Below are 22,108 nucleotides of genomic sequence, written 5' to 3'. Positions count from 1 at the left end.
AAAAACCGCTGCATTTCTCGAATGCAGCGGTTTGACAATTTCCAATTTTTATGCGTTTCAATTCAACTAAGGTAAAATCAATATGGCGGAGGAAGAGGGATTCGAACCCCCGCGGGCTTTGACACCCCTGTCGGTTTTCAAGACCGATCCCTTCAGCCGGACTTGGGTATTCCTCCGTATCGACAAGAATTAATATATCATATCATCTTATTTTAAGTCAACATCTTTTCGAAAAAAATTTCAACATTTGATTTTGGTATGATGTTTAGCCTTTTGTCTTCTTTTCAGCGTGATAGAAAACCTTTGCAGTCTAGGAAGGACGAGTACTGGCGCGGAGCGAATTTAGCATTCGTGAGCACCAGCACGCAGGACTGACAAAGAATGCGAGGGTTTGTCTACACGCTGAAGCAGCCGATTATCGGCTGCTCTTCATTTATTTCGTATCCTGTCTAATGTCTTCAATAAAAAGATTCATCTCTTCTTTAAAATCATTTAATGATTCGATAATCTTTGTAAAGTCTGTCACTTGTTTAGCTTGTTCGTTTGTTGAACTGCTGATTTGCGAGATATTTTCTGATAGAGTGCCAATGCTGTCTTGGATTTCTTTTAAAAATGCATTAATGGTTTCAGCTGCTTCCTTTGATCCATCTGATAACTTACGTACCTCGTCTGCAACAACAGCAAAGCCTTTTCCATTTTCACCTGCTCTTGCCGCTTCAATTGCAGCATTGAGTCCTAACAGGTTTGTTTGTCTCGCAATACCGCCAATGGTTTTGACGACTTCTTCAATGTTTGCGGATTTCTCTTCTGCTCTTCCGGCCTGCTCACTAATTTCTAAGCTTGTAGCCGCCAGTTCTTGTGAATGAGCAGCAATTTGCTCAATTCCACCTTGTAACTCTTTCGCTACTTTATTGATATGTTCCATATAGCCGCTTAATTTCTTCTCACGATGATGTGAAAAAGCCACTAAAAAAGAACCAATCACATTTCTATCTTCATCAAAAATCGGATAACCTTTTACAGCAATTTCATAACCATATAAAGACTCTGGCAAATGCCCATCATATTCTTGTCCTCTTAATGTCGTCGCCACGTTTTGGTCCTCTGGGTTTAAAGCGTCCCCTACTTTAATGCCAAAATCTACTGTGGTCGATGGATAATAGCAAAGTACCTTCTCTGTGTCAGTGATGCCGAAAAGGACACTTTCATCTAGAACTTTTCTGAGTAATTGAGCCATTTCAACATAATAGTCAAGCCTATTCAAGGTTATTCCTTCTTTCCTAGATGCTTTTAGTTCTTTTATCGGCTTATTTTAGAAAAACTGTAGAAGTTTAGGTAAAAAGAATAAGATGCCATGACGGCATCTTATTTTATCACTTCTTTATTTCCCATATAAGGACGTAACACCTCAGGAATGATCACTGTTCCATCCTCTTGTTGATAGTTTTCTAAAATGGCTGCAACAGTTCTTCCTACTGCTAAACCAGATCCATTTAATGTGTGGACGTGTTCTGGCTTTGCTTTAGGCTCAAGGCGGAAACGAATGTTTGCTCGTCTCGCTTGGAACGCTTCAAAGTTACTGCAAGAAGAAATTTCACGATACGTATTTTGGCTTGGAATCCATACTTCGATATCGTATTTCTTCGCAGCCGTAAAGCCTAAATCTCCTGTACACATGCTCATGACACGGTATGGCAGGTTCAATAATTGAAGAACTTTTTCTGCTTGGTTTGTTAGTTTCTCTAATTCTTCATAAGAATCTTCTGGTCTGACAAATTTCACAAGCTCTACTTTATTAAATTGGTGCTGACGGATGAGTCCGCGCGTATCTCTGCCGGCAGAACCAGCTTCTGATCTAAAGCAAGCACTAAATGCTGCATAATTGATTGGCAGCTGCTCTCCTTCAAGAATTTCGTCACGGTGCATGTTCGTAATTGGCACTTCAGCCGTTGGAATGAGGAAATAATCTTCTTCTCGAATTTTAAAAGCATCCTCTTCAAACTTTGGAAGCTGTCCAGTTCCTGTCATGCTTGCTCTGTTGACCATATAAGGTGGTAGTACTTCAGTAAAACCAAATTCATCTACGTGTAAATCCAGCATAAAGTTATAAAGTGCCCGCTCTAACCGTGCGCCTAGCCCTTTATAAAAAACGAAACGGCTTCCTGTCACTTTTCCTGCACGTTCAAAATCTAAAATCTTCAGCTCATCTGCTACATCCCAATGCGGCTTTGGCTCAAATGAGAAGGCTGGCTGTTCGCCCCATTTTCTCACTTCAATGTTGTCATCTTCTGTTTCACCGACTGGTACAGAATCATGAGGGATGTTTGGAATTGAGAACAGGATGGTTTGCAGGCTTTCCTCTACTGTTCTTAATTCATCATCCAACTTCTTAATCTCATCGCCTACCTCACGCATTTCTTGAATAATGTGATCGGCGTCTTTCTTTTCTCTTTTTAGAACAGCCACTTGCTGTGATACTTCATTTCTTCGGCTCTTTAATACTTCTGTTTTGCCGATTAATTCTCTTCTTTTTTGATCTAGTTCACCAAACTTATCAAAATCCGCTAAATCTTCACCTCGATGGGCTAATTTTTCTTTGATTTGATCAAAATCCGTGCGCAGTTGTTTAATATCCAGCATGTGTAACACTCCTTTTTTATCGAAAAATAAAAAGAGCCCTCATCCCATGAAAGGGACGAGAGCTCTCGCGTTGCCACCCTGATTGAAAACACGCCAAAAGCATGCTTTCCTCTTTCCTCTGTAACGGCATCACCGTAAATGCTTACTTCGTGTTTCAGCATTTCGCTCAAGGATGGATTCAGAATGCATCTTTCACCGATTCTCACCAACCATCGGCTCTCTGAGAAAGAGGGGCTTCTTACTATTTCCCGTCAACGCTTTTTCGATCTTTGATTGTGATTTTAATGTACTATAAGTTTTATCTCTTTTCAACCGTTTTATACAGCAAGCTTCGTTTTATAGGACTCCACCATCTCAACAAACAGCTGTGTTAACCGGTGGTCATCTGTCAGCTCTGGATGAAAAGAACAACCTAAGATATTGTTTTCTTTCGCCATCACAATCCTGCCGTCATACTCAGCCATGACCTCTACGCTCTCATCTGCGCTGATGATATGAGGCGCACGGATGAACACTCCTGTAAACGGCGCATCCAGTCCTTTCACTTCTACATCTGCTTCAAAGCTGTCTACCTGTCTGCCAAACGAATTACGTGCAACAGATACATTTAACAGTCCAAGATGAGCATCTTCTCGATCTTCTATATGCTTTGCCAGCATAATCAAACCGGCACAAGTCCCAAATATCGGTTTACCTTGAGCAGCGAACGCTTTAATCGGTTCAATGAATTGGTACGTATCCATGAGTCTTCTCATTGTCGTACTTTCACCACCAGGGATAATGAGACCGTCAACAATTTCTAACTCCTCTACCCGCTTGATGATCTTTCCCGCTGCGCCACACGCTTCAATCGATTGAATATGCTCTCTCACCGCTCCTTGAAGCCCTAGTACACCAATTGTTAGCATTTTTGTTTGCGCTCCCTTAATTACCAGCCACGCTCTTGCATACGCTCTTCTGGCAATAGATTTGAAATTTCAATTCCTTTCATCGCTGTTCCAAGCTCTTTAGAAAGCTCTGCAATTAGACGGTAATCTGTGAAATGAGTCGTTGCTTCTACAATCGCTTTTGCAAACTTAGCTGGATTGTCTGATTTGAAGATACCAGAGCCGACAAACACACCATCTGCTCCAAGCTGCATCATTAATGCTGCATCTGCTGGTGTCGCAACACCTCCAGCTGCAAAGTTTACAACTGGCAATTTGCCTTCTTTTTTAATTTGAACCAATAATTCATAAGGTGCGCCCAGATTCTTGGCTTCTGTCATCAATTCATCTTCACTCATTGCCGCCACTTTACGAATTTGAGCATTGACCTTTCTCATATGACGAACAGCTTCTACAATATTTCCTGTACCAGGCTCACCTTTTGTACGCAACATAGATGCACCTTCTGCAATACGACGAGTCGCCTCACCTAGATCACGGCAGCCACATACGAAAGGAACCGTGTATTCATTTTTATTTAAATGGAATTCCTCATCTGCGGGCGTCAGCACTTCACTCTCATCAATATAATCAACACCAAGTGCTTCAAGAACACGAGCTTCCACGATGTGGCCGATACGTGCTTTTGCCATGACTGGAATCGTTACTGCATTTTGTACTTCTTCTACGATTCTTGGATCTGCCATACGGGCAACACCGCCTGCTGCACGGATATCAGCTGGTACTCGTTCTAGTGCCATTACTGCCACTGCGCCTGCTTCTTCTGCGATTTTTGCCTGCTCAGCATTGACGACATCCATAATGACGCCACCTTTTTGCATTTCTGCCATTCCACGTTTTACTCGTTCAGTTCCCTTATTGCTCACAATTGTTTCCTCCCATTTGTCTATTCGATTGATTCAACACCTTTATCATACAAGCGTTAGAGTATAACAATAAAGAGAATAGTATAACAATTCAATCAGCTCATAAAAAAGAAGAAACCCTTATATATCAAGGTTTCATAGTTAAAAAGGCATCATTCCCTCTTTTAAGTGTTATTAACATGTTATAATGCATCTATAACAATTCGAAACCATCTATAACAATTCCACACCCATTGGAGGATTTTCATGCATATTGATATCCATCGACATTCAGATACATCTCTTTCGAATCAGATTTACTTTTCCATCGTTGATCACATTCAATCAGGTCTGCTTCAGCAAGGCGATAAGCTGCCGACTGTACGTGATCTAGCGAAACAGCTGAATGTAAGTCTTGTCACAGCAGCAAAAGCCTATACACGGCTTAAGGACGACGGATTTTTAACGACTGTACAAGGAAAAGGTACGTTTGTGAATGAGCAGCATGAGCAAACTGACATCCCGGTTCAGTCATCTACTTCTTTCGATTGGCAGTTATCGATCCCTGATTATTTACCAAGGTCTCAATTTGCTCAGTATCACTATGTCGAAGAAGCCATTAATCTTTCTTCCTCTATGATTGATCCTGGTCTTTTACCTAACCGGTATTTAGAAAAAGAAATGCAGCATGTCCTAGCCCGGCATCCTCAAATCATGTCAAAATACGGAGAAATACAAGGTGACCTTCAGCTTCGTCAGGTCATTCAATCATTTCTAGAAAAATTAGATGTCCCATCTACTCCTGAAAATATCCTTGTCACTAGCGGTTCTCAGCAAGGGCTTGATTTAGTAGCACGTACATTTATCGGGCCGGATGATGTAGTTGTCATGGAGGCGCCCACCTATCCAGGCGCAATTGATGTCTTTATGGGGAGAGGGGCACGAATTATTACGGTTCCTGTCGATCATGAAGGAATGAACATGAAACAGCTTCAAAGCATTTGTGATAAATATAAACCAAAGCTCATCTATACCATTCCTACTTTTCACAGTCCTACAGGTGCTAGTATGTCGATGAAACGAAGAAAGCAGCTGCTTTTACTGGCACAAAGCATTGATTGTCTCATTGTAGAAGATGATCCTTATCGTGAGCTTTATTTTGAAAAGAAACCGCCGGCCCCCATTAAAAGCCTAGATCACGATGGACACGTCATTTATTTACGAGGATTAAGCAAGACACTGGCTCCAGGATGCAGAATTGGAATTATTACAGCGTCAGGCTCTATATTTAACCGTTTATTAGCTGCAAAAGCCAATAATGATTTAGGGAGCCCGCTTCTCACCCAAAAGGCGATCTTACCGTTTCTCACTTCCAAGAAAATGATCGATCATACGAAAAAATTAAGAACTGCCTTGAAGGTGAGACGCGATTTGATGATGGAAGTGTTGACAAAGCATGCGCCAAAGGACGTCACGTGGCAAATACCACAGGGCGGGCTCAATTTGTGGCTTAGCTTTCCTTCCTGGGTCGATACACGTGCCCTATTACATGAGGCACGGAAGCAGCAAATCACCTTCCTGCCTGGCTCTGTCTGCTATCCTGGGGAGCCGAAGCAGAATTATATACGTCTCAGTTTTTCTTATGTGAATGAAAAGGCACTGACAGAAGGGATGGAAAAGTTATGTGGTATTTTTCAGCAGGCCTTGTCTACACCTCAAAACCACAAACAATCTCTTTTCTTTTAACGATAAAAAAACTGCTCTCACATATAGAGAGCAGTTTTTTTATTAGAACCAACCTTTTACTGTGTCGACGATTCCGCCCCAAATGCCAGCGAAGAATCCACCTACACCACGCATTGCAAGGATGAACCAGTTTGCTTTTTCATCACCTGTTTTCGTCACAAGCTCAACACCTGATTGGTCTTTACTCAAATAGCCGTAGTCCTTCTCATCACCAGAATAAGAAGTCGTCAGCATGCCAACCTTTGTTCCTTTTTTAATAGGAGCTTCTAGGTTCTTTTTATCAATATTTACTTTCGCTTTATAGCTCTTCTCATCACCATTTTTAACCGGTACAGAGAAAGCTTCTTTCGTCACGACGGGTACTTCTTTATCTTTCCCTTTATCGACTTCGATGTTTTGATGTCCCTTGATTTGTTGGCCTTTTTTGTACATTTCTTTCATCGTGAAGTTTTTAAAGGCATAATCGAACAATTTTTTCGCCACATCAAAACGAGCTGTATGAAGATTTCCTTTAGCATTCAGGACAACTGCGATCACACGCATGTCACCACGTTTTGCTGTACCTGTGAAGCTAGAACCAGCTGAATCAGTAGAGCCCGTTTTCAGACCGTCTACGCCTTCATATTCTTTCACAAGTCCTTTAAGCATAAAGTTCCAGTTTGGCATGTCCATTTCGTCATCTGTGCCTTCTCTGAACTTTGTTTTCGCGATGCTTGCTGTTTCAAGAATTTCTGGATGATCTTTGATGAGATGCTGTGCAAGCAAAGCCATATCCTTTGCGGAAACTTCGCTTTCTTCATCAGGTCCCGTACCTTTTGGCTGTTTGCCATGTAAGTCTTTATTTTCTAATCCAGTTGCATTCACGAATTTGTAATTGGTTAAGCCAAGTTCTTTTGCTTTTGCATTCATTTTTTCAACAAACTTTGATTCTGATCCAGCGATTACCTCTGATAGACCAATTGCTGCTGCATTTGCTGAATAAATAGCCGTTGCTTGATAAAGTTCTTTGACAGTATACGAACCATCTTTTCTCAATGGAACATTGGATAAACTACGGTCCTGAGAAATTTCGTACACGTAATCATCTGGCGTATATGTTTGATCCCATTTCACTTTGCCTTCAGCAATCGCCTCTAGTAATAGATACTCTGTCATCATCTTTGCCATACTTGCAATAGGCAGTCTTTGTTCTGCGTTTTTACTATAAAGAATTTTACCTGTAGAAGCTTCAATAAGGATGGCTGCTTTCGCATTCACATTGAATGGATCTTCAGCCGCTTTTGCTTTGGACATTGGGGTAAATGCAGTAACAATCAATGCCAATGCAAGGATAGAGACCATAAGCTGTTTCAACATCTTGCTGTTCAATCGTCATACCTCCGTATTCATCTTTTTTCGACGTTTTTCATATATATTTAATCCACAAGGGCTTATTTCGACACAACAGTATAAATTTTATCACAATAAAGACAAAAAAAATAGACAGAGTCATAGACCCTGTCAAATGTAATTTGATTGTCACAATTTATCAAGAAATTGTGTAGTTTGGTGATTCTTTTGTAATTTGTACATCATGTGGATGGCTCTCACGAAGACCTGCACCTGTCATGCGAATGAATTGTGCTTCTTCTCTAAGAGTACGTAAGTCCTGTGTTCCACAGTAGCCCATACCAGAGCGAATACCGCCAACGAGTTGGTAAACAGTGTCAACAACTGGTCCTTTATACGGTGTACGTCCTTCGATACCTTCTGGAACGAATTTTTTATTATCTTCTTGGAAGTAACGATCTTTACTTCCTTTTTCCATTGCAGCAACAGAACCCATACCACGATATACTTTGAAACGTCTGCCTTGGAAAATTTCTGTTTCTCCTGGGCTTTCAGATGTACCAGCAAGAAGGCTTCCCAGCATAACAGCATGTCCACCAGAAGCTAATGCTTTCACGATATCACCTGAATATTTAATTCCACCATCTGCAATAATAGATTTACCATGCTTTCTTGCTTCTGTTGCACAGTCATAAATCGCTGTGATTTGTGGTACACCGACCCCTGCAACAACACGTGTTGTACAAATCGATCCTGGTCCAATACCCACTTTTACAATATCTGCTCCAGCTTCAAACAATGCTTTTGTTGCTTCAGCTGTTGCAACGTTACCAGCAATGATGTTAAGAGAAGGATACGTTTCACGGATTTTCGAAACAGTGTCTAGAACACCTTGAGAATGACCGTGTGCTGTATCAATGACGATCACATCAACATTGGCTTCTACTAATTTTTTCACACGAGTCATTGTATCGCCAGTGACACCTACAGCGGCACCAACAATTAAACGTCCATGTGCATCTTTAGAGGAGTTAGGGAATTCAATCACTTTTTCAATATCTTTGATGGTGATGAGACCTTTTAATGTTCCTTCGTCATCTAAAAGAGGTAATTTTTCAATTTTATATTGCTGAAGGATTTTTTCAGCTTCTTCTAATGTTGTTCCAACAGAAGCTGTCACAAGTTCCTCTTTTGTCATCACGTCGCTAATCTTCATTGAATAATCCGAAATAAAACGAAGGTCACGGTTCGTAATAATCCCAACAAGCTTTTGATCTTGTTCGTTATTAACAATCGGTACACCAGAAATACGATACTTACCCATTAAATGTTCTGCATCGAATACTTGATGATCCGGTGTTAAGAAAAATGGATTTGTAATAACGCCACGCTCTGAACGTTTTACTTTGTCCACTTGTTCTGCTTGCTGCTCAATAGACATATTCTTATGGATGATTCCAAGACCACCTTGACGTGCCATTGCAATCGCCATTTGTGATTCCGTCACAGTATCCATTCCTGCACTAATAATTGGAATGTTCAACTTTAAAGTGCTTGTTAACTCAACTGATAAATTGACATCACGCGGAAGCACCTCAGACTTTGCTGGAACAAGCAACACGTCGTCAAACGTCAAACCTTCTTTTGAAAATTTACTTTCCCACATTAGTAAATCCCCCTCTTTTCGGCAAAATATTATATGTAGATTATCAACTAGGAAACAGCATGTCAAGGAAGCAACAAACAGTTGCAATTTTTAGAAAATATAAAGAGAGTTGAGGAAGAAGATGAAAAGTTCAGGATGGAAGGATTTAAAACGTTTTTACTCACTTGAAACTTCCCAAAAGTTTCTATTTCAACAGTACGAAAAACGGAACATTCAGGAGGCAAACCAGCAAGCCTATAAAAACTGTGAACGATTTATTTACTTTTTAAAGCACGGTCATACATTTTATGACCAAGCCGCATCAGCTCCGCTTGAATTAAAACCGATTTTATTGTTTTATGGAATGGCACAGCTGTTAAAGGCATGTTTGCTGACAGTGGATCCAGACTATCCTTCTCAAACCTCTGTCTTAGCTCATGGCGTCACCTCAAGAAAAAGAAAGAAGCAACATTATCGTTTTAGTGAGGATGAAGTCAAGATTCAGCGAAACGGATTATGTATGCATGTATTAAAGCACTTATTTCATTTAAATGGTCTTGAAGATGAACGATTTACGATGATCAATCTCCTTTCAAAAATACCTGAGATGGGTCATATTCTGGAGTTTCAAAAACAACCCTCTACTTTAGTGAAAGTAGAGCAAACAAATGGCATGTTGATTCAAGATCATATTCCCTTGCTCTATAACATGTCTGCCGAACGTTTTATTGAATATTTTGAGTTCCATACAACTTGGAAGCTTAAGCAACGAGAAGCTAAAAAACTAACATTTGATGTATTTTCAGAAGAAAACCCTGCTCTTGCTACTCATCTTCATTATGATTTAGAAATGAATCAATGGTTCATTCCATCAACGCGAGATGCCTTTTTAGGAATTCCTGAGATCATCAGCCATTACTTGTTAATGTATAACCTCAGTATGATTGCCCGCTACGAAACAGAATGGTGGTACGAGCTTTTATCTCAATACATTAGTGATGATTATGTCATGATTGAACGTTATATGGAGATTGCAGAGGACAAGTTTCCGGCTTATATTATGATGCTGCTAGAAGAAAACACAAAAAAGACCAGTTCCGATTGGAACTGATCCTTTGACAAGCTTGGCGGCGTCCTACTCTCACAGGGGGAAACCCCCAACTACCATCGGCGCTGAAGAGCTTAACTTCCGTGTTCGGTATGGGAACGGGTGTGACCTCTTCGCTATCGCCACCAAACCTGATGGAGAGAATGTTCTCTCAAAACTAGATAACAATGTTCATTTTTCACATTAGAATATAGGTTAAGTCCTCGATCTATTAGTATCTGTCAGCTCCACGTGTCACCACGCTTCCACCTCAGACCTATCAACCTGATCATCTTTCAGGGATCTTACTTCCTTGCGGAATGGGAAATCTCATCTTGAGGGGGGCTTCATGCTTAGATGCTTTCAGCACTTATCCCGTCCGCACATAGCTACCCAGCGATGCCCTTGGCAGAACAACTGGTACACCAGCGGTGCGTCCATCCCGGTCCTCTCGTACTAAGGACAGCTCCTCTCAAATTTCCTGCGCCCGCGACGGATAGGGACCGAACTGTCTCACGACGTTCTGAACCCAGCTCGCGTACCGCTTTAATGGGCGAACAGCCCAACCCTTGGGACCGACTACAGCCCCAGGATGCGATGAGCCGACATCGAGGTGCCAAACCTCCCCGTCGATGTGGACTCTTGGGGGAGATAAGCCTGTTATCCCCGGGGTAGCTTTTATCCGTTGAGCGATGGCCCTTCCATGCGGAACCACCGGATCACTAAGCCCGACTTTCGTCCCTGCTCGACTTGTAGGTCTCGCAGTCAAGCTCCCTTGTGCCTTTACACTCTGCGAATGATTTCCAACCATTCTGAGGGAACCTTTGGGCGCCTCCGTTACATTTTAGGAGGCGACCGCCCCAGTCAAACTGCCCACCTGACACTGTCTCCCTGCCCGATAAGGGCAGCGGGTTAGAAGGTCAATACAGCCAGGGTAGTATCCCACCGATGCCTCCACCGAAGCTAGCGCTCCGGTTTCCAAGGCTCCTACCTATCCTGTACAAGCTGTACCAACATTCAATATCAGGCTGCAGTAAAGCTCCACGGGGTCTTTCCGTCCTGTCGCGGGTAACCTGCATCTTCACAGGTACTATAATTTCACCGAGTCTCTCGTTGAGACAGTGCCCAGATCGTTGCGCCTTTCGTGCGGGTCGGAACTTACCCGACAAGGAATTTCGCTACCTTAGGACCGTTATAGTTACGGCCGCCGTTTACTGGGGCTTCAATTCGCACCTTCGCTTACGCTAAGCGCTCCTCTTAACCTTCCAGCACCGGGCAGGCGTCAGCCCCTATACTTCGCCTTACGGCTTCGCAGAGACCTGTGTTTTTGCTAAACAGTCGCCTGGGCCTATTCACTGCGGCTTCTCGGGGCTTTAACACCCTAAGAAGCACCCCTTCTCCCGAAGTTACGGGGTCATTTTGCCGAGTTCCTTAACGAGAGTTCTCTCGATCACCTTAGGATTCTCTCCTCGCCTACCTGTGTCGGTTTGCGGTACGGGCACCTCTCACCTCGCTAGAGGCTTTTCTTGGCAGTGTGGAATCAGGAACTTCGCTACTAAATTTCGCTCGCCATCACAGCTCAGCCTTCACGGGAAACGGATTTGCCTATTTCCCAGCCTAACTGCTTGGACGCGGATATCCAATACCGCGCTTACCCTATCCTCCTGCGTCCCCCCATTGCTCAAATGGTGAGGAGGTGGTACAGGAATATCAACCTGTTGTCCATCGCCTACGCCTTTCGGCCTCGGCTTAGGTCCCGACTAACCCTGAGCGGACGAGCCTTCCTCAGGAAACCTTAGGCATTCGGTGGACGGGATTCTCACCCGTCTTTCGCTACTCATACCGGCATTCTCACTTCTAAGCGCTCCACCAGTCCTTCCGGTCTGACTTCACTGCACTTAGAACGCTCTCCTACCACTGTTCGTAAGAACAGTCCGCAGCTTCGGTGATACGTTTAGCCCCGGTACATTTTCGGCGCAGAGTCACTCGACCAGTGAGCTATTACGCACTCTTTAAATGGTGGCTGCTTCTAAGCCAACATCCTGGTTGTCTAAGCAACTCCACATCCTTTTCCACTTAACGTATACTTTGGGACCTTAGCTGGCGGTCTGGGCTGTTTCCCTTTCGACTACGGATCTTATCACTCGCAGTCTGACTCCCAAGGATAAGTCATCGGCATTCGGAGTTTGACTGAATTCGGTAACCCGGTAGGGGCCCCTAGTCCAATCAGTGCTCTACCTCCGAGACTCTTACCTTGAGGCTAGCCCTAAAGCTATTTCGGAGAGAACCAGCTATCTCCAGGTTCGATTGGCATTTCACCCCTACCCACACCTCATCCCCGCACTTTTCAACGTGCGTGGGTTCGGGCCTCCATTCAGTGTTACCTGAACTTCACCCTGGACATGGGTAGATCACCTGGTTTCGGGTCTACGACCACGTACTCATGCGCCCTATTCAGACTCGCTTTCGCTGCGGCTCCGCATCTTCTGCTTAACCTTGCACGGGATCGTAACTCGCCGGTTCATTCTACAAAAGGCACGCCATCACCCGTTAACGGGCTCTGACTACTTGTAGGCACACGGTTTCAGGATCTATTTCACTCCCCTTCCGGGGTGCTTTTCACCTTTCCCTCACGGTACTGGTTCACTATCGGTCACTAGGGAGTATTTAGCCTTGGGAGATGGTCCTCCCGGATTCCGACGGAATTTCACGTGTTCCGCCGTACTCAGGATCCACTCTGGAGAGAACAACATTTCAGTTACAGGGCTGTTACCTTCTTTGGCGGGCCTTTCCAGACCTCTTCGCTTATATCGTTCCTTTGTAACTCCGTATAGAGTGTCCTACAACCCCAAGAGGCAAGCCTCTTGGTTTGGGCTGTTCCCGTTTCGCTCGCCGCTACTCAGGGAATCGCATTTGCTTTCTCTTCCTCCGGGTACTTAGATGTTTCAGTTCCCCGGGTATGCCTTCTCATACTCTATGTATTCAAGTATGGATACTACTCCATTACGAGCAGTGGGTTTCCCCATTCGGAAATCTCCGGATCAAAGCTTGCTTACAGCTCCCCGAAGCATATCGGTGTTCGTCCCGTCCTTCATCGGCTCCTAGTGCCAAGGCATCCACCGTGCGCCCTTTCTAACTTAACCATTTCTTACTTTAGAAAGAATCACTATGTGTGATGAACTTTGCATTGCATTCAATGTGAATGTATTACTTATTGTTATCTAGTTTTCAAAGAACACGTTGGTGGAGCCTAGCGGGATCGAACCGCTGACCTCCTGCGTGCAAGGCAGGCGCTCTCCCAGCTGAGCTAAGGCCCCGATTTAATAGAAGATGGTGGGCCTGAGTGGACTCGAACCACCGACCTCACGCTTATCAGGCGTGCGCTCTAACCAGCTGAGCTACAGGCCCATCTTTCATATCGAAGATATGATGTTGTAGGATCTTTTGCAAGTTCCTTCAAAACTAAACAAGACGAAAAACGTACGCTGCTCCAAATATCCTTAGAAAGGAGGTGATCCAGCCGCACCTTCCGATACGGCTACCTTGTTACGACTTCACCCCAATCATCTGCCCCACCTTCGGCGGCTGGCTCCATAAAGGTTACCTCACCGACTTCGGGTGTTGCAAACTCTCGTGGTGTGACGGGCGGTGTGTACAAGGCCCGGGAACGTATTCACCGCGGCATGCTGATCCGCGATTACTAGCGATTCCAGCTTCACGCAGTCGAGTTGCAGACTGCGATCCGAACTGAGAACAGATTTGTGGGATTGGCTAAACCTTGCGGTCTCGCAGCCCTTTGTTCTGTCCATTGTAGCACGTGTGTAGCCCAGGTCATAAGGGGCATGATGATTTGACGTCATCCCCACCTTCCTCCGGTTTGTCACCGGCAGTCACCTTAGAGTGCCCAACTAAATGCTGGCAACTAAGATCAAGGGTTGCGCTCGTTGCGGGACTTAACCCAACATCTCACGACACGAGCTGACGACAACCATGCACCACCTGTCACTCTGTCCCCGAAGGGAAAGCCCTATCTCTAGGGTTGTCAGAGGATGTCAAGACCTGGTAAGGTTCTTCGCGTTGCTTCGAATTAAACCACATGCTCCACCGCTTGTGCGGGCCCCCGTCAATTCCTTTGAGTTTCAGTCTTGCGACCGTACTCCCCAGGCGGAGTGCTTAATGCGTTAGCTGCAGCACTAAGGGGCGGAAACCCCCTAACACTTAGCACTCATCGTTTACGGCGTGGACTACCAGGGTATCTAATCCTGTTCGCTCCCCACGCTTTCGCTCCTCAGCGTCAGTTACAGACCAGAGAGTCGCCTTCGCCACTGGTGTTCCTCCACATCTCTACGCATTTCACCGCTACACGTGGAATTCCACTCTCCTCTTCTGCACTCAAGTTTCCCAGTTTCCAATGACCCTCCCCGGTTGAGCCGGGGGCTTTCACATCAGACTTAAGAAACCGCCTGCGAGCCCTTTACGCCCAATAATTCCGGACAACGCTTGCCACCTACGTATTACCGCGGCTGCTGGCACGTAGTTAGCCGTGGCTTTCTGGTTAGGTACCGTCAAGGTGCAAGCAGTTACTCTTGCACTTGTTCTTCCCTAACAACAGAGCTTTACGATCCGAAAACCTTCATCACTCACGCGGCGTTGCTCCGTCAGACTTTCGTCCATTGCGGAAGATTCCCTACTGCTGCCTCCCGTAGGAGTCTGGGCCGTGTCTCAGTCCCAGTGTGGCCGATCACCCTCTCAGGTCGGCTACGCATCGTCGCCTTGGTGAGCCGTTACCTCACCAACTAGCTAATGCGCCGCGGGTCCATCTGTAAGTGACAGCCGAAACCGTCTTTCATCCTTGAACCATGCGGTTCAAGGAACTATCCGGTATTAGCTCCGGTTTCCCGGAGTTATCCCAGTCTTACAGGCAGGTTACCCACGTGTTACTCACCCGTCCGCCGCTAACATCCGGGAGCAAGCTCCCTTCTGTCCGCTCGACTTGCATGTATTAGGCACGCCGCCAGCGTTCGTCCTGAGCCAGGATCAAACTCTCCGAAAAAGTACAAAACCGAAGTTTTGTTTTTCATCAGCGTTTGACTGACTACCTATGATGTATCATAGGATTTTTTTATAAAAACTCGAATTAACAGGTACGTTTTGTCTTGTTTAGTTTTCAAAGAACTTGTTTGTCACTCTCTCAAAGCGACCACTTAAATATATCATATATCTCTATCAACAGTCAACATTTTTCTTGAAAAACATTTTATTTTTTTAAGAAGTTTTTGTTATGAAAGAGATAAAAAATAGAGCCTCTTTTTGCTCCTTTGAAAGATTAACACATATCTATGAAAAAAGCATTATAAACTTCAAAAAAAATCATGTTTTTTCAAAAAAAAATAAAGCCGGTGAAAAACCGGCTTTATCTTTACTCAGATTGCTCTTGATCTGACTCTACATTTTCTACGTTTTCTTCACTATTCTCTTCATCGTCTTCTGGTGATTGTTCTACTAATGCCACTGTAGCGACATGTTCATCATCACCTAGACGGATCAGGCGGACACCTTGAGTGACTCGGCCTGTTGTGGAGATATCTGAAACAGCCATACGGATGATGACACCACTACCTGTAATAATCATCAAGTCTTCTTCAGCTTCAGCGTTAGTCGCCTTCACTGCAACAAGCGGACCGTTGTTGTCAGTGATCTTGCATGTTTTCAGACCTTTACCACCACGGCTTTGGACACGATATTCTTTTTCAGGCGTTAATTTACCATAACCTTTTTCAGTTACGATCAATACGTTTGCATCTGGCTCAAGGATTTCCATTCCAACGACGATGTCATCCTCAGAAAGTGTGATCCCTTTAACTCCAGCTGCTGTACGTCCCATTTCACGAACATCTGTCTCGTCGAAACGAATGAGCATTCCTTTTTTCGTTCCGATGATGATTTGTTTTTCACCATTGGTTAAACGAACAGCCATCAATTCATCTTCATCACGCAGGCTGAGTGCAATCAAACCATTGTTTCGGATGTTTGCAAATTGAGACAATGACGTTCGTTTCGATACACCGTGTCTTGTTGTAAAGAAGAGATACGAATCTTCATCAAATTCGCTGACTGGAATAATGGCGTTTATCCACTCTCCCTTTTCTACTTCAAGAAGGTTAATAATCGGAATCCCTTTCGCTGTTCGTCCGAATTCAGGGATCTCATAGCCCTTCGCTCGATAAACCTTCCCTTTATTAGAGAAGAAGAGAATCGTATCGTGCGTAGATGTTGAGATCAGCTGTTCAACGAAATCATCTTCGTTGGTTCCCATTCCTTGTACACCTTTACCGCCTCTTTTTTGACTGCGGTATGTTGATGCAGGCAGGCGCTTAATATAACCATTATGAGTCAGTGTGATCACAATATTTTCAACAGGAATCAAATCTTCGTCTTCGATTGTTTCTATACCCGCTGTCACAATTTCTGTGCGGCGCGTATCATTGAAGCGTTCTTTGATTTCTGTTAATTCTTCTCTAATGATTTCTAGAACTTTCTCATTGTCTGCTAGAATGGCTTTCAATTCAGCAATCAATTCAACAAGCCCTTTGTATTCATCTTCTATTTTCTCTCTTTCTAAACCAGTCAAACGCTGGAGTCGCATATCGAGAATGGCCTGTGCTTGTTTTTCAGACAAGCTATAGTTTTCCATCAAACCATTTCTTGCAATTTCAGCAGTTTGAGAGCCTCTAATTAAGGCAATGACCTCATCTAAGTGATCAAGCGCAATTCTTAAGCCTTCTAAAATATGAGCTCTTGCTTCCGCTTTACGCAATTCATACGCCGTTCTTCGACGAATGATCACTTTCTGATGCTCAAGGTAATATTCAAGACATTGTTTGAGAGATAACACTTTCGGCTGTCCATCAACAAGTGCAAGCAAGTTAATACCGAAGGACGTTTGAAGTGTCGTTTGTTTATAAAGATTGTTTAATAGAACATGGACGTTTGCGTCTCTTCGTAGTTCAATGACAATTCTCATTCCATTACGGTCAGATTCATCACGAAGATCTGTAATGCCATCAATCTTTTTATCACGGACAAGATCAGCGATTTTTTCGATCAAACGAGCTTTGTTAACCTGATAAGGAATCTCGTTGATGACAATGCGCTGCTTACCACTAGATGTTTCTTCGATATTTGACTTTGCACGTAATGTAATAGAGCCTCGTCCTGTTTCATACGCTTTACGAATACCACTTCGGCCAATGATTTGTCCCGCAGTTGGGAAGTCTGGACCTGGAATGATGTCCATTAGTTCCTGTGTCGTCATTTCAGGATTTTGACTAATTGCCAATACCCCATCAATCACTTCACCTAGTTGGTGAGGCGGGATATTCGTTGCCATCCCTACAGCGATTCCAGTTGCCCCGTTCACTAATAAGTTCGGGAACCTAGCAGGCATAACGACTGGCTCTCTTTCACTGCCATCGTAGTTATCTTGATAATCAATGGTGTCCTTTGTGATATCACGCAGGATCTCCATCGAAATTTTAGAAAGACGTGCCTCGGTATAACGCATGGCTGCTGCGCCGTCTCCATCGACTGAACCAAAGTTCCCGTGTCCTTCAACTAGCATATTACGATAGTTGAAATCTTGCGCCATCCGAACCATCGCTTCATATACAGCGCTATCACCGTGAGGGTGGTACTTACCGATAACTTCCCCAACGATACGAGCAGATTTCTTAAATGGTTTATCACTTGTCATACCTAGGTCATTCATCGCATACAAAATTCTTCGATGCACGGGCTTCAATCCGTCTCGCACATCTGGTAATGCACGCGAAACAATAACACTCATTGCATAATCTAAAAAGGACGTACGCATTTCATGGCTAATATTCACTTCGCGTACATTTGGTGTATGTTGTTCACTCACTATAAGAACCTCCCTTTACGTATCACATGAAATAAATTATGTGGGAGTAAAATATGTATTTATCTTCACAAGACTATTCTCCATTATATCAATAATCTTGCCTTTATACACATTTATTTACTAGAAAATCAACGAAACGCAGAAAACCAGGACATTCGTTTCACGCCCCTGTTTCTTGAAAAACAACCTTATTCCAAACAAGAAATAAGGTTGCTCTCAAGGGGGATACCTATCTAAATATCAAGATTTTTTACGTATTGTGCATTTTCTTCGATAAAGTTACGTCTCGGCTCTACTTTATCGCCCATTAGCATTTCAAAAGTCTCATCAGCATCGATTGCATCCTCAAGTGTCACTTGAAGAAGTGTTCTCGCATCAGGATCCATTGTTGTTTCCCAAAGCTGAGTAGCATTCATCTCTCCAAGACCTTTATAACGCTGAAGTCCAGGTTTCGGTGTTTGAGGCAGTGTTTTTAACAGTTCATCTAGCTGTTTATCGTTATACACGTATTCAACACGTTTTCCTTGCTGCACTTTATATAAAGGCGGCTGTGCAATATACACATAACCGTTTTCAATGATTTCACGCATGTAGCGATAGAAGAATGTTAGGAGTAGCGTCCGAATATGCGCTCCATCAACATCAGCATCAGTCATAATCACAATTTTGTGATAACGTGCTTTCTCTAAAGTGAAGTCTTCTCCGATTCCAGTCCCTAGCGCTGTAATCATTGAACGAACCTCGTTGTTAGATAAAATTTTATCTAGTCGTGCTTTTTCAACGTTTAGGATCTTCCCTCTTAACGGTAAGATCGCTTGGAAATGTCGATCACGACCTTGCTTAGCAGATCCGCCCGCAGAATCTCCCTCTACGATATAAAGCTCAGAGATGGAAGGATCTTTGGAAGAACAGTCTGCCAGTTTCCCAGGCAAGCTAGAGACTTCCAGTGCACTTTTACGTCTTGTCAGCTCACGTGCCTTTTTGGCAGCCATTCTTGCACGAGCTGCCATCACACCTTTCTCCACAATTTTCTTTGCAGCATCAGGGTTCTCTAAGAGGAATTTCTCAAGTGCTTCGGAGAAGAGGGAGTCGGTAATGGTTCTTGCTTCTGAGTTACCGAGCTTTGTCTTCGTTTGTCCTTCGAATTGAGGGTCTGGATGTTTGATAGAGATAATGGCTGTTAAGCCTTCTCGTACATCTTCACCGCTCAAATTCGAGTCTCCATCTTTGAATACGCCATTTTTACGAGCATAATCATTGATGACACGCGTCAGACCGGTTTTAAAGCCAGCTTCGTGTGATCCGCCTTCATATGTGTTGATGTTGTTGGCGAAAGAATAAATATTGCTTGTATAGGAATCGTTGTATTGCAGTGCAACTTCAACGGTGATTCCGTCTTTTTCACCCTCGATGTAAACTGGTTCTTCATGAACGACTTCCTTCGAGCGATTCAAATGTTCTACATAGCTCTTAATACCGCCTTCATAGCAGTATTCGTTTCTTCGCTCTTTGCCTTCACGTAAGTCTTCAATGATGATGTTGACGCCTTTTGTTAAGAAAGCTAACTCACGTACACGGTTAGCGAGTGTGTCGTAATCAAATTCAATGGTTTCAGTGAAAATTTCTGGATCTGGCACAAAATGAGTGGTTGTCCCTGTTACATCTGTTTCACCAATGACCTCTAAATCTCCAACTGGAACACCGCGTTTGAATTGTTGATAATGAATTTTCCCATCACGATATACGGTCACGTCTAAGGTCGTAGATAACGCATTAACAACAGATGCCCCTACACCATGCAGACCGCCAGATACTTTATAACCGCTGCCGTCAAATTTACCACCAGCGTGAAGAACCGTCATAATGACTTCTACAGCAGGACGTCCCATTTTTTCGTGAATCCCAACAGGAATTCCGCGGCCGTTATCTTTCACTGTGATGCTATTATCTTTTTCAATTTGCACTGTAATGTCTGTACAATAACCAGCTAAAGCCTCATCAATACTGTTGTCGACAATTTCCCATACAAGATGGTGAAGTCCTTTTGCACTGGTTGACCCAATGTACATTCCTGGACGTTTTCTAACCGCTTCTAGTCCTTCGAGCACCTGTATCTGATTTTCATCATAACTATTATGTTGCTGTTCCATTGCCACGTACATTCACCTACACTTTTCTTAAACGATATATTTATATGAATTGAGCTTTTAGACTTCAATTTCAATCACAAATGAAGCACGTTTTTTGAGCGTGCTTGAGGAAAGAGGAGAGTAATACACGGATTCAGTTGTGACGACGATGGATTTGGGTGTCCCTTGTGACAACGAAATGATTTGTTCTTCTTGTTTTTGAAGAAATTCCTCTACAACAGAAGATGACCTCATTTTGTAATCAACAATTGCGACAATCTCTCGTGTAGAAACAACACAATCATCACCTAAATGAATATACAAGACTCACACCTCATTTATCAGTCAATTACTTTTCCACTGGCTACTCTGAAAATTTCCGCTTCTTTCAGGGTGGCGTGGTCGATGCCTTCAACACTCGTAGTGGTGACAAAGGTCTGTACACGTCCCTGAATGGTATGGAGCAAATGAGACTGTCTGTAATCATCAAGTTCAGATAAAACATCATCGAGTAGAAGAATTGGGTATTCACCGATTTCTTCATGAATCAGATCAATTTCTGCCAGCTTTAGTGAAAGAGCTGTTGTTCTTTGCTGCCCTTGAGAGCCATATGTCTGAACATCCCGACCATTCACAAAGAAAAGAAGATCATCTCTGTGAGGCCCCCATAGCGTCACCCCTCGGTCTATTTCTCTGTCTCTTAGTTTCTGAAACGATTCTTCATAGCTATTTTTTATTTTCGACAAGTCTGACGCTTCTGATACCTCTATGGCCGTCTGGTATTGGAGCGTGAGCGTTTCCAGCTCTCTTGAAATCCCAAAATGCAGCGGCTGCGCCCATTTTTCGAGCTGTTTCGTAAAAGTCAGTCGTCTTTTGACAACCTTCGCTGCCGCATCAATCAACTGCTCTGTTAAAATCTCCAGCATCGCTTGATCCATTTGCTTTCTTGTTTGCAATTGTTTCAAGTAATGATTTCGCTGAGTGAGGATTTTTTGATAGAGCGATAAATCATGCAAGTAGACAGCAGACACTTGTCCAATCTCCATGTCGAGGAATCTTCTGCGGATTTGCGGGCTACCTTTCACAAGGCTGAGATCCTCTGGTGCAAACATGATGGTGTTCAAGGCACCAACATAATGACTGAGTTTCTGTTGTTCAATGTGATTGACCTTGCCCTTTTTTCCTTTTTTTGAGATCACGAGCTGCATGGGGAGTGGACCATTTTTTTTGATGACTCTACCTTCTATTTTAGCATAGTCTTCGTCCCATCGGATAAGTTCTTTATCATTTGACGTACGATGAGACTTTGCCATCGACAATACATAGATCGCTTCCATCAGGTTCGTTTTACCTTGGGCGTTCTCACCAATCATCACATTCACCTTATTGTCGAATTGAAGCTCGGTGTGTTCATAGTTTCGGTATGAAGTTAACGCCAGACTTTGAATGTACATGTATTGTCACCCGTTTCTAATTCACAACTTGAAATGTGCCGTGACCTTCTATCTCGACAACATCACCTGGGTATAATTTGCGTCCCCGTCTATTATCTGGCTCTTGATTGATGAACACCTCATGTTCACTTAAAAACCACTTCGCCATTCCACCAGATTGAATGACTTCGGCTAATTTCAAAAACTGCCCTAATGTAATCATTTCTGTTTCAATCGTTATCAGATTAGGCATTGTATCGACCTCTTTCAATATCACTAATATCTAATTGTACTAAAAAACAAGACAAGAAGGAAAGGGGGAAAGCGAACTGGGATGAAAGAAAGCTGAGGAAACGAGGAAAAAAGCTGCTGTGCGCTCACAC

At 43.5% G+C, this 22,108-nt stretch carries 12 protein-coding genes, 3 tRNA genes, 3 rRNA genes, 1 pseudogene and 1 other annotated feature; of the genes and pseudogenes, 2 read left to right on the top strand and 17 right to left on the bottom strand.

The annotated features are described in order from the left end of the window. Nucleotides 1-83 precede the first annotated feature (83 nt). The 5 genes and pseudogenes from LCD34_RS10470 to pdxS form a co-directional block, all read right to left on the bottom strand. Nucleotides 84-176, bottom strand: a tRNA-Ser gene (locus tag LCD34_RS10470). A 257-nt stretch (nucleotides 177-433) separates the two neighbouring features. Next, nucleotides 434-769, bottom strand: a pseudogene (locus tag LCD34_RS19720) (methyl-accepting chemotaxis protein); the annotation flags it as partial. 596 nt (nucleotides 770-1,365) lie between these two features. Continuing rightward, nucleotides 1,366-2,640, bottom strand: coding sequence for a serine--tRNA ligase (gene serS / locus LCD34_RS10460; protein ID WP_224558929.1), 1,275 nt, complete (start codon nucleotides 2,638-2,640; stop codon nucleotides 1,366-1,368). A gap of 48 nt (nucleotides 2,641-2,688) precedes the next feature. Beyond that, nucleotides 2,689-2,904, bottom strand: a binding site (T-box leader). A gap of 53 nt (nucleotides 2,905-2,957) precedes the next feature. Beyond that, on the bottom strand, nucleotides 2,958-3,548 hold the full coding sequence (gene pdxT / locus LCD34_RS10455; RefSeq protein ID WP_008342030.1) for a pyridoxal 5'-phosphate synthase glutaminase subunit PdxT: 591 nt from the start codon (nucleotides 3,546-3,548) through the stop codon (nucleotides 2,958-2,960). A gap of 20 nt (nucleotides 3,549-3,568) precedes the next feature. Beyond that, entirely contained in the window at nucleotides 3,569-4,453 is an 885-nt protein-coding gene (gene pdxS / locus LCD34_RS10450; RefSeq protein WP_025206589.1) for a pyridoxal 5'-phosphate synthase lyase subunit PdxS, read from the bottom strand. A 246-nt stretch (nucleotides 4,454-4,699) separates the two neighbouring features. Here pdxS and LCD34_RS10445 point away from each other — a divergent pair, with 246 nt between their 5' ends. Continuing rightward, the gene (locus tag LCD34_RS10445; RefSeq protein WP_007496070.1) at nucleotides 4,700-6,178 is read left to right on the top strand and encodes a PLP-dependent aminotransferase family protein; all 1,479 of its coding nucleotides are present in this window, start codon (nucleotides 4,700-4,702) and stop codon (nucleotides 6,176-6,178) included. A 42-nt stretch (nucleotides 6,179-6,220) separates the two neighbouring features. Here the strand turns inward: LCD34_RS10445 and LCD34_RS10440 are convergent, their stop codons facing one another. Next, nucleotides 6,221-7,546, bottom strand: a complete 1,326-nt coding sequence (locus tag LCD34_RS10440) for a D-alanyl-D-alanine carboxypeptidase family protein (protein WP_224558921.1) — start codon at nucleotides 7,544-7,546, stop codon at nucleotides 6,221-6,223. Between the two features lie 160 nt (nucleotides 7,547-7,706). After that, on the bottom strand, nucleotides 7,707-9,173 hold the full coding sequence (gene guaB, locus LCD34_RS10435) for an IMP dehydrogenase (RefSeq protein ID WP_008342039.1): 1,467 nt from the start codon (nucleotides 9,171-9,173) through the stop codon (nucleotides 7,707-7,709). A 121-nt stretch (nucleotides 9,174-9,294) separates the two neighbouring features. Here guaB and LCD34_RS10430 point away from each other — a divergent pair, with 121 nt between their 5' ends. Then, nucleotides 9,295-10,263, top strand: coding sequence for a YaaC family protein (locus LCD34_RS10430; protein WP_224558919.1), 969 nt, complete (start codon nucleotides 9,295-9,297; stop codon nucleotides 10,261-10,263). An 11-nt stretch (nucleotides 10,264-10,274) separates the two neighbouring features. Here LCD34_RS10430 and rrf read toward each other — a convergent pair. The 10 genes from rrf to yaaA form a co-directional block, all read right to left on the bottom strand. After that, a 5S ribosomal RNA gene (gene rrf, locus LCD34_RS10425) occupies nucleotides 10,275-10,390 on the bottom strand. Nucleotides 10,391-10,451: 61 nt separating this feature from the next. Then, nucleotides 10,452-13,382 (bottom strand): 23S ribosomal RNA (locus LCD34_RS10420). Nucleotides 13,383-13,480: 98 nt separating this feature from the next. Beyond that, nucleotides 13,481-13,556: transfer RNA gene (locus tag LCD34_RS10415), tRNA-Ala, on the bottom strand. Between the two features lie 14 nt (nucleotides 13,557-13,570). After that, nucleotides 13,571-13,647: transfer RNA gene (locus LCD34_RS10410), tRNA-Ile, on the bottom strand. A 96-nt stretch (nucleotides 13,648-13,743) separates the two neighbouring features. Continuing rightward, a 16S ribosomal RNA gene (locus LCD34_RS10405) occupies nucleotides 13,744-15,292 on the bottom strand. The 16S, 23S and 5S rRNA genes sit together here with 2 tRNA genes alongside, the layout of an rRNA operon. Before the next feature lie 366 nt (nucleotides 15,293-15,658). After that, the gene (gene gyrA / locus LCD34_RS10400) at nucleotides 15,659-18,163 is read right to left on the bottom strand and encodes a DNA gyrase subunit A (protein ID WP_008347605.1); all 2,505 of its coding nucleotides are present in this window, start codon (nucleotides 18,161-18,163) and stop codon (nucleotides 15,659-15,661) included. 233 nt (nucleotides 18,164-18,396) lie between these two features. Continuing rightward, a complete protein-coding gene (gene gyrB, locus LCD34_RS10395) occupies nucleotides 18,397-20,313 on the bottom strand; it encodes a DNA topoisomerase (ATP-hydrolyzing) subunit B (protein ID WP_026050185.1) in 1,917 nt (638 codons plus the stop codon). A 57-nt stretch (nucleotides 20,314-20,370) separates the two neighbouring features. Beyond that, nucleotides 20,371-20,616: an extracellular matrix regulator RemB gene (gene remB, locus LCD34_RS10390; protein ID WP_008360920.1), complete on the bottom strand. Its 246-nt coding sequence runs from the start codon at nucleotides 20,614-20,616 to the stop codon at nucleotides 20,371-20,373. A 17-nt stretch (nucleotides 20,617-20,633) separates the two neighbouring features. Continuing rightward, nucleotides 20,634-21,746, bottom strand: coding sequence for a DNA replication/repair protein RecF (gene recF / locus LCD34_RS10385; RefSeq protein ID WP_224558917.1), 1,113 nt, complete (start codon nucleotides 21,744-21,746; stop codon nucleotides 20,634-20,636). 16 nt (nucleotides 21,747-21,762) lie between these two features. Continuing rightward, entirely contained in the window at nucleotides 21,763-21,978 is a 216-nt protein-coding gene (gene yaaA, locus LCD34_RS10380) for a S4 domain-containing protein YaaA (protein WP_008347598.1), read from the bottom strand. Nucleotides 21,979-22,108: the final 130 nt, after the last annotated feature.

It is taken from the genome of Bacillus sp. RAR_M1_44 (genome assembly GCF_020165935.1).
In the GTDB taxonomy this organism is placed as follows: domain Bacteria; phylum Bacillota; class Bacilli; order Bacillales; family Bacillaceae; genus Bacillus; species Bacillus altitudinis.
Note: the sequence above shows the minus strand (reverse complement) of the source record. Positions and strands in the feature narration are given on the sequence as shown.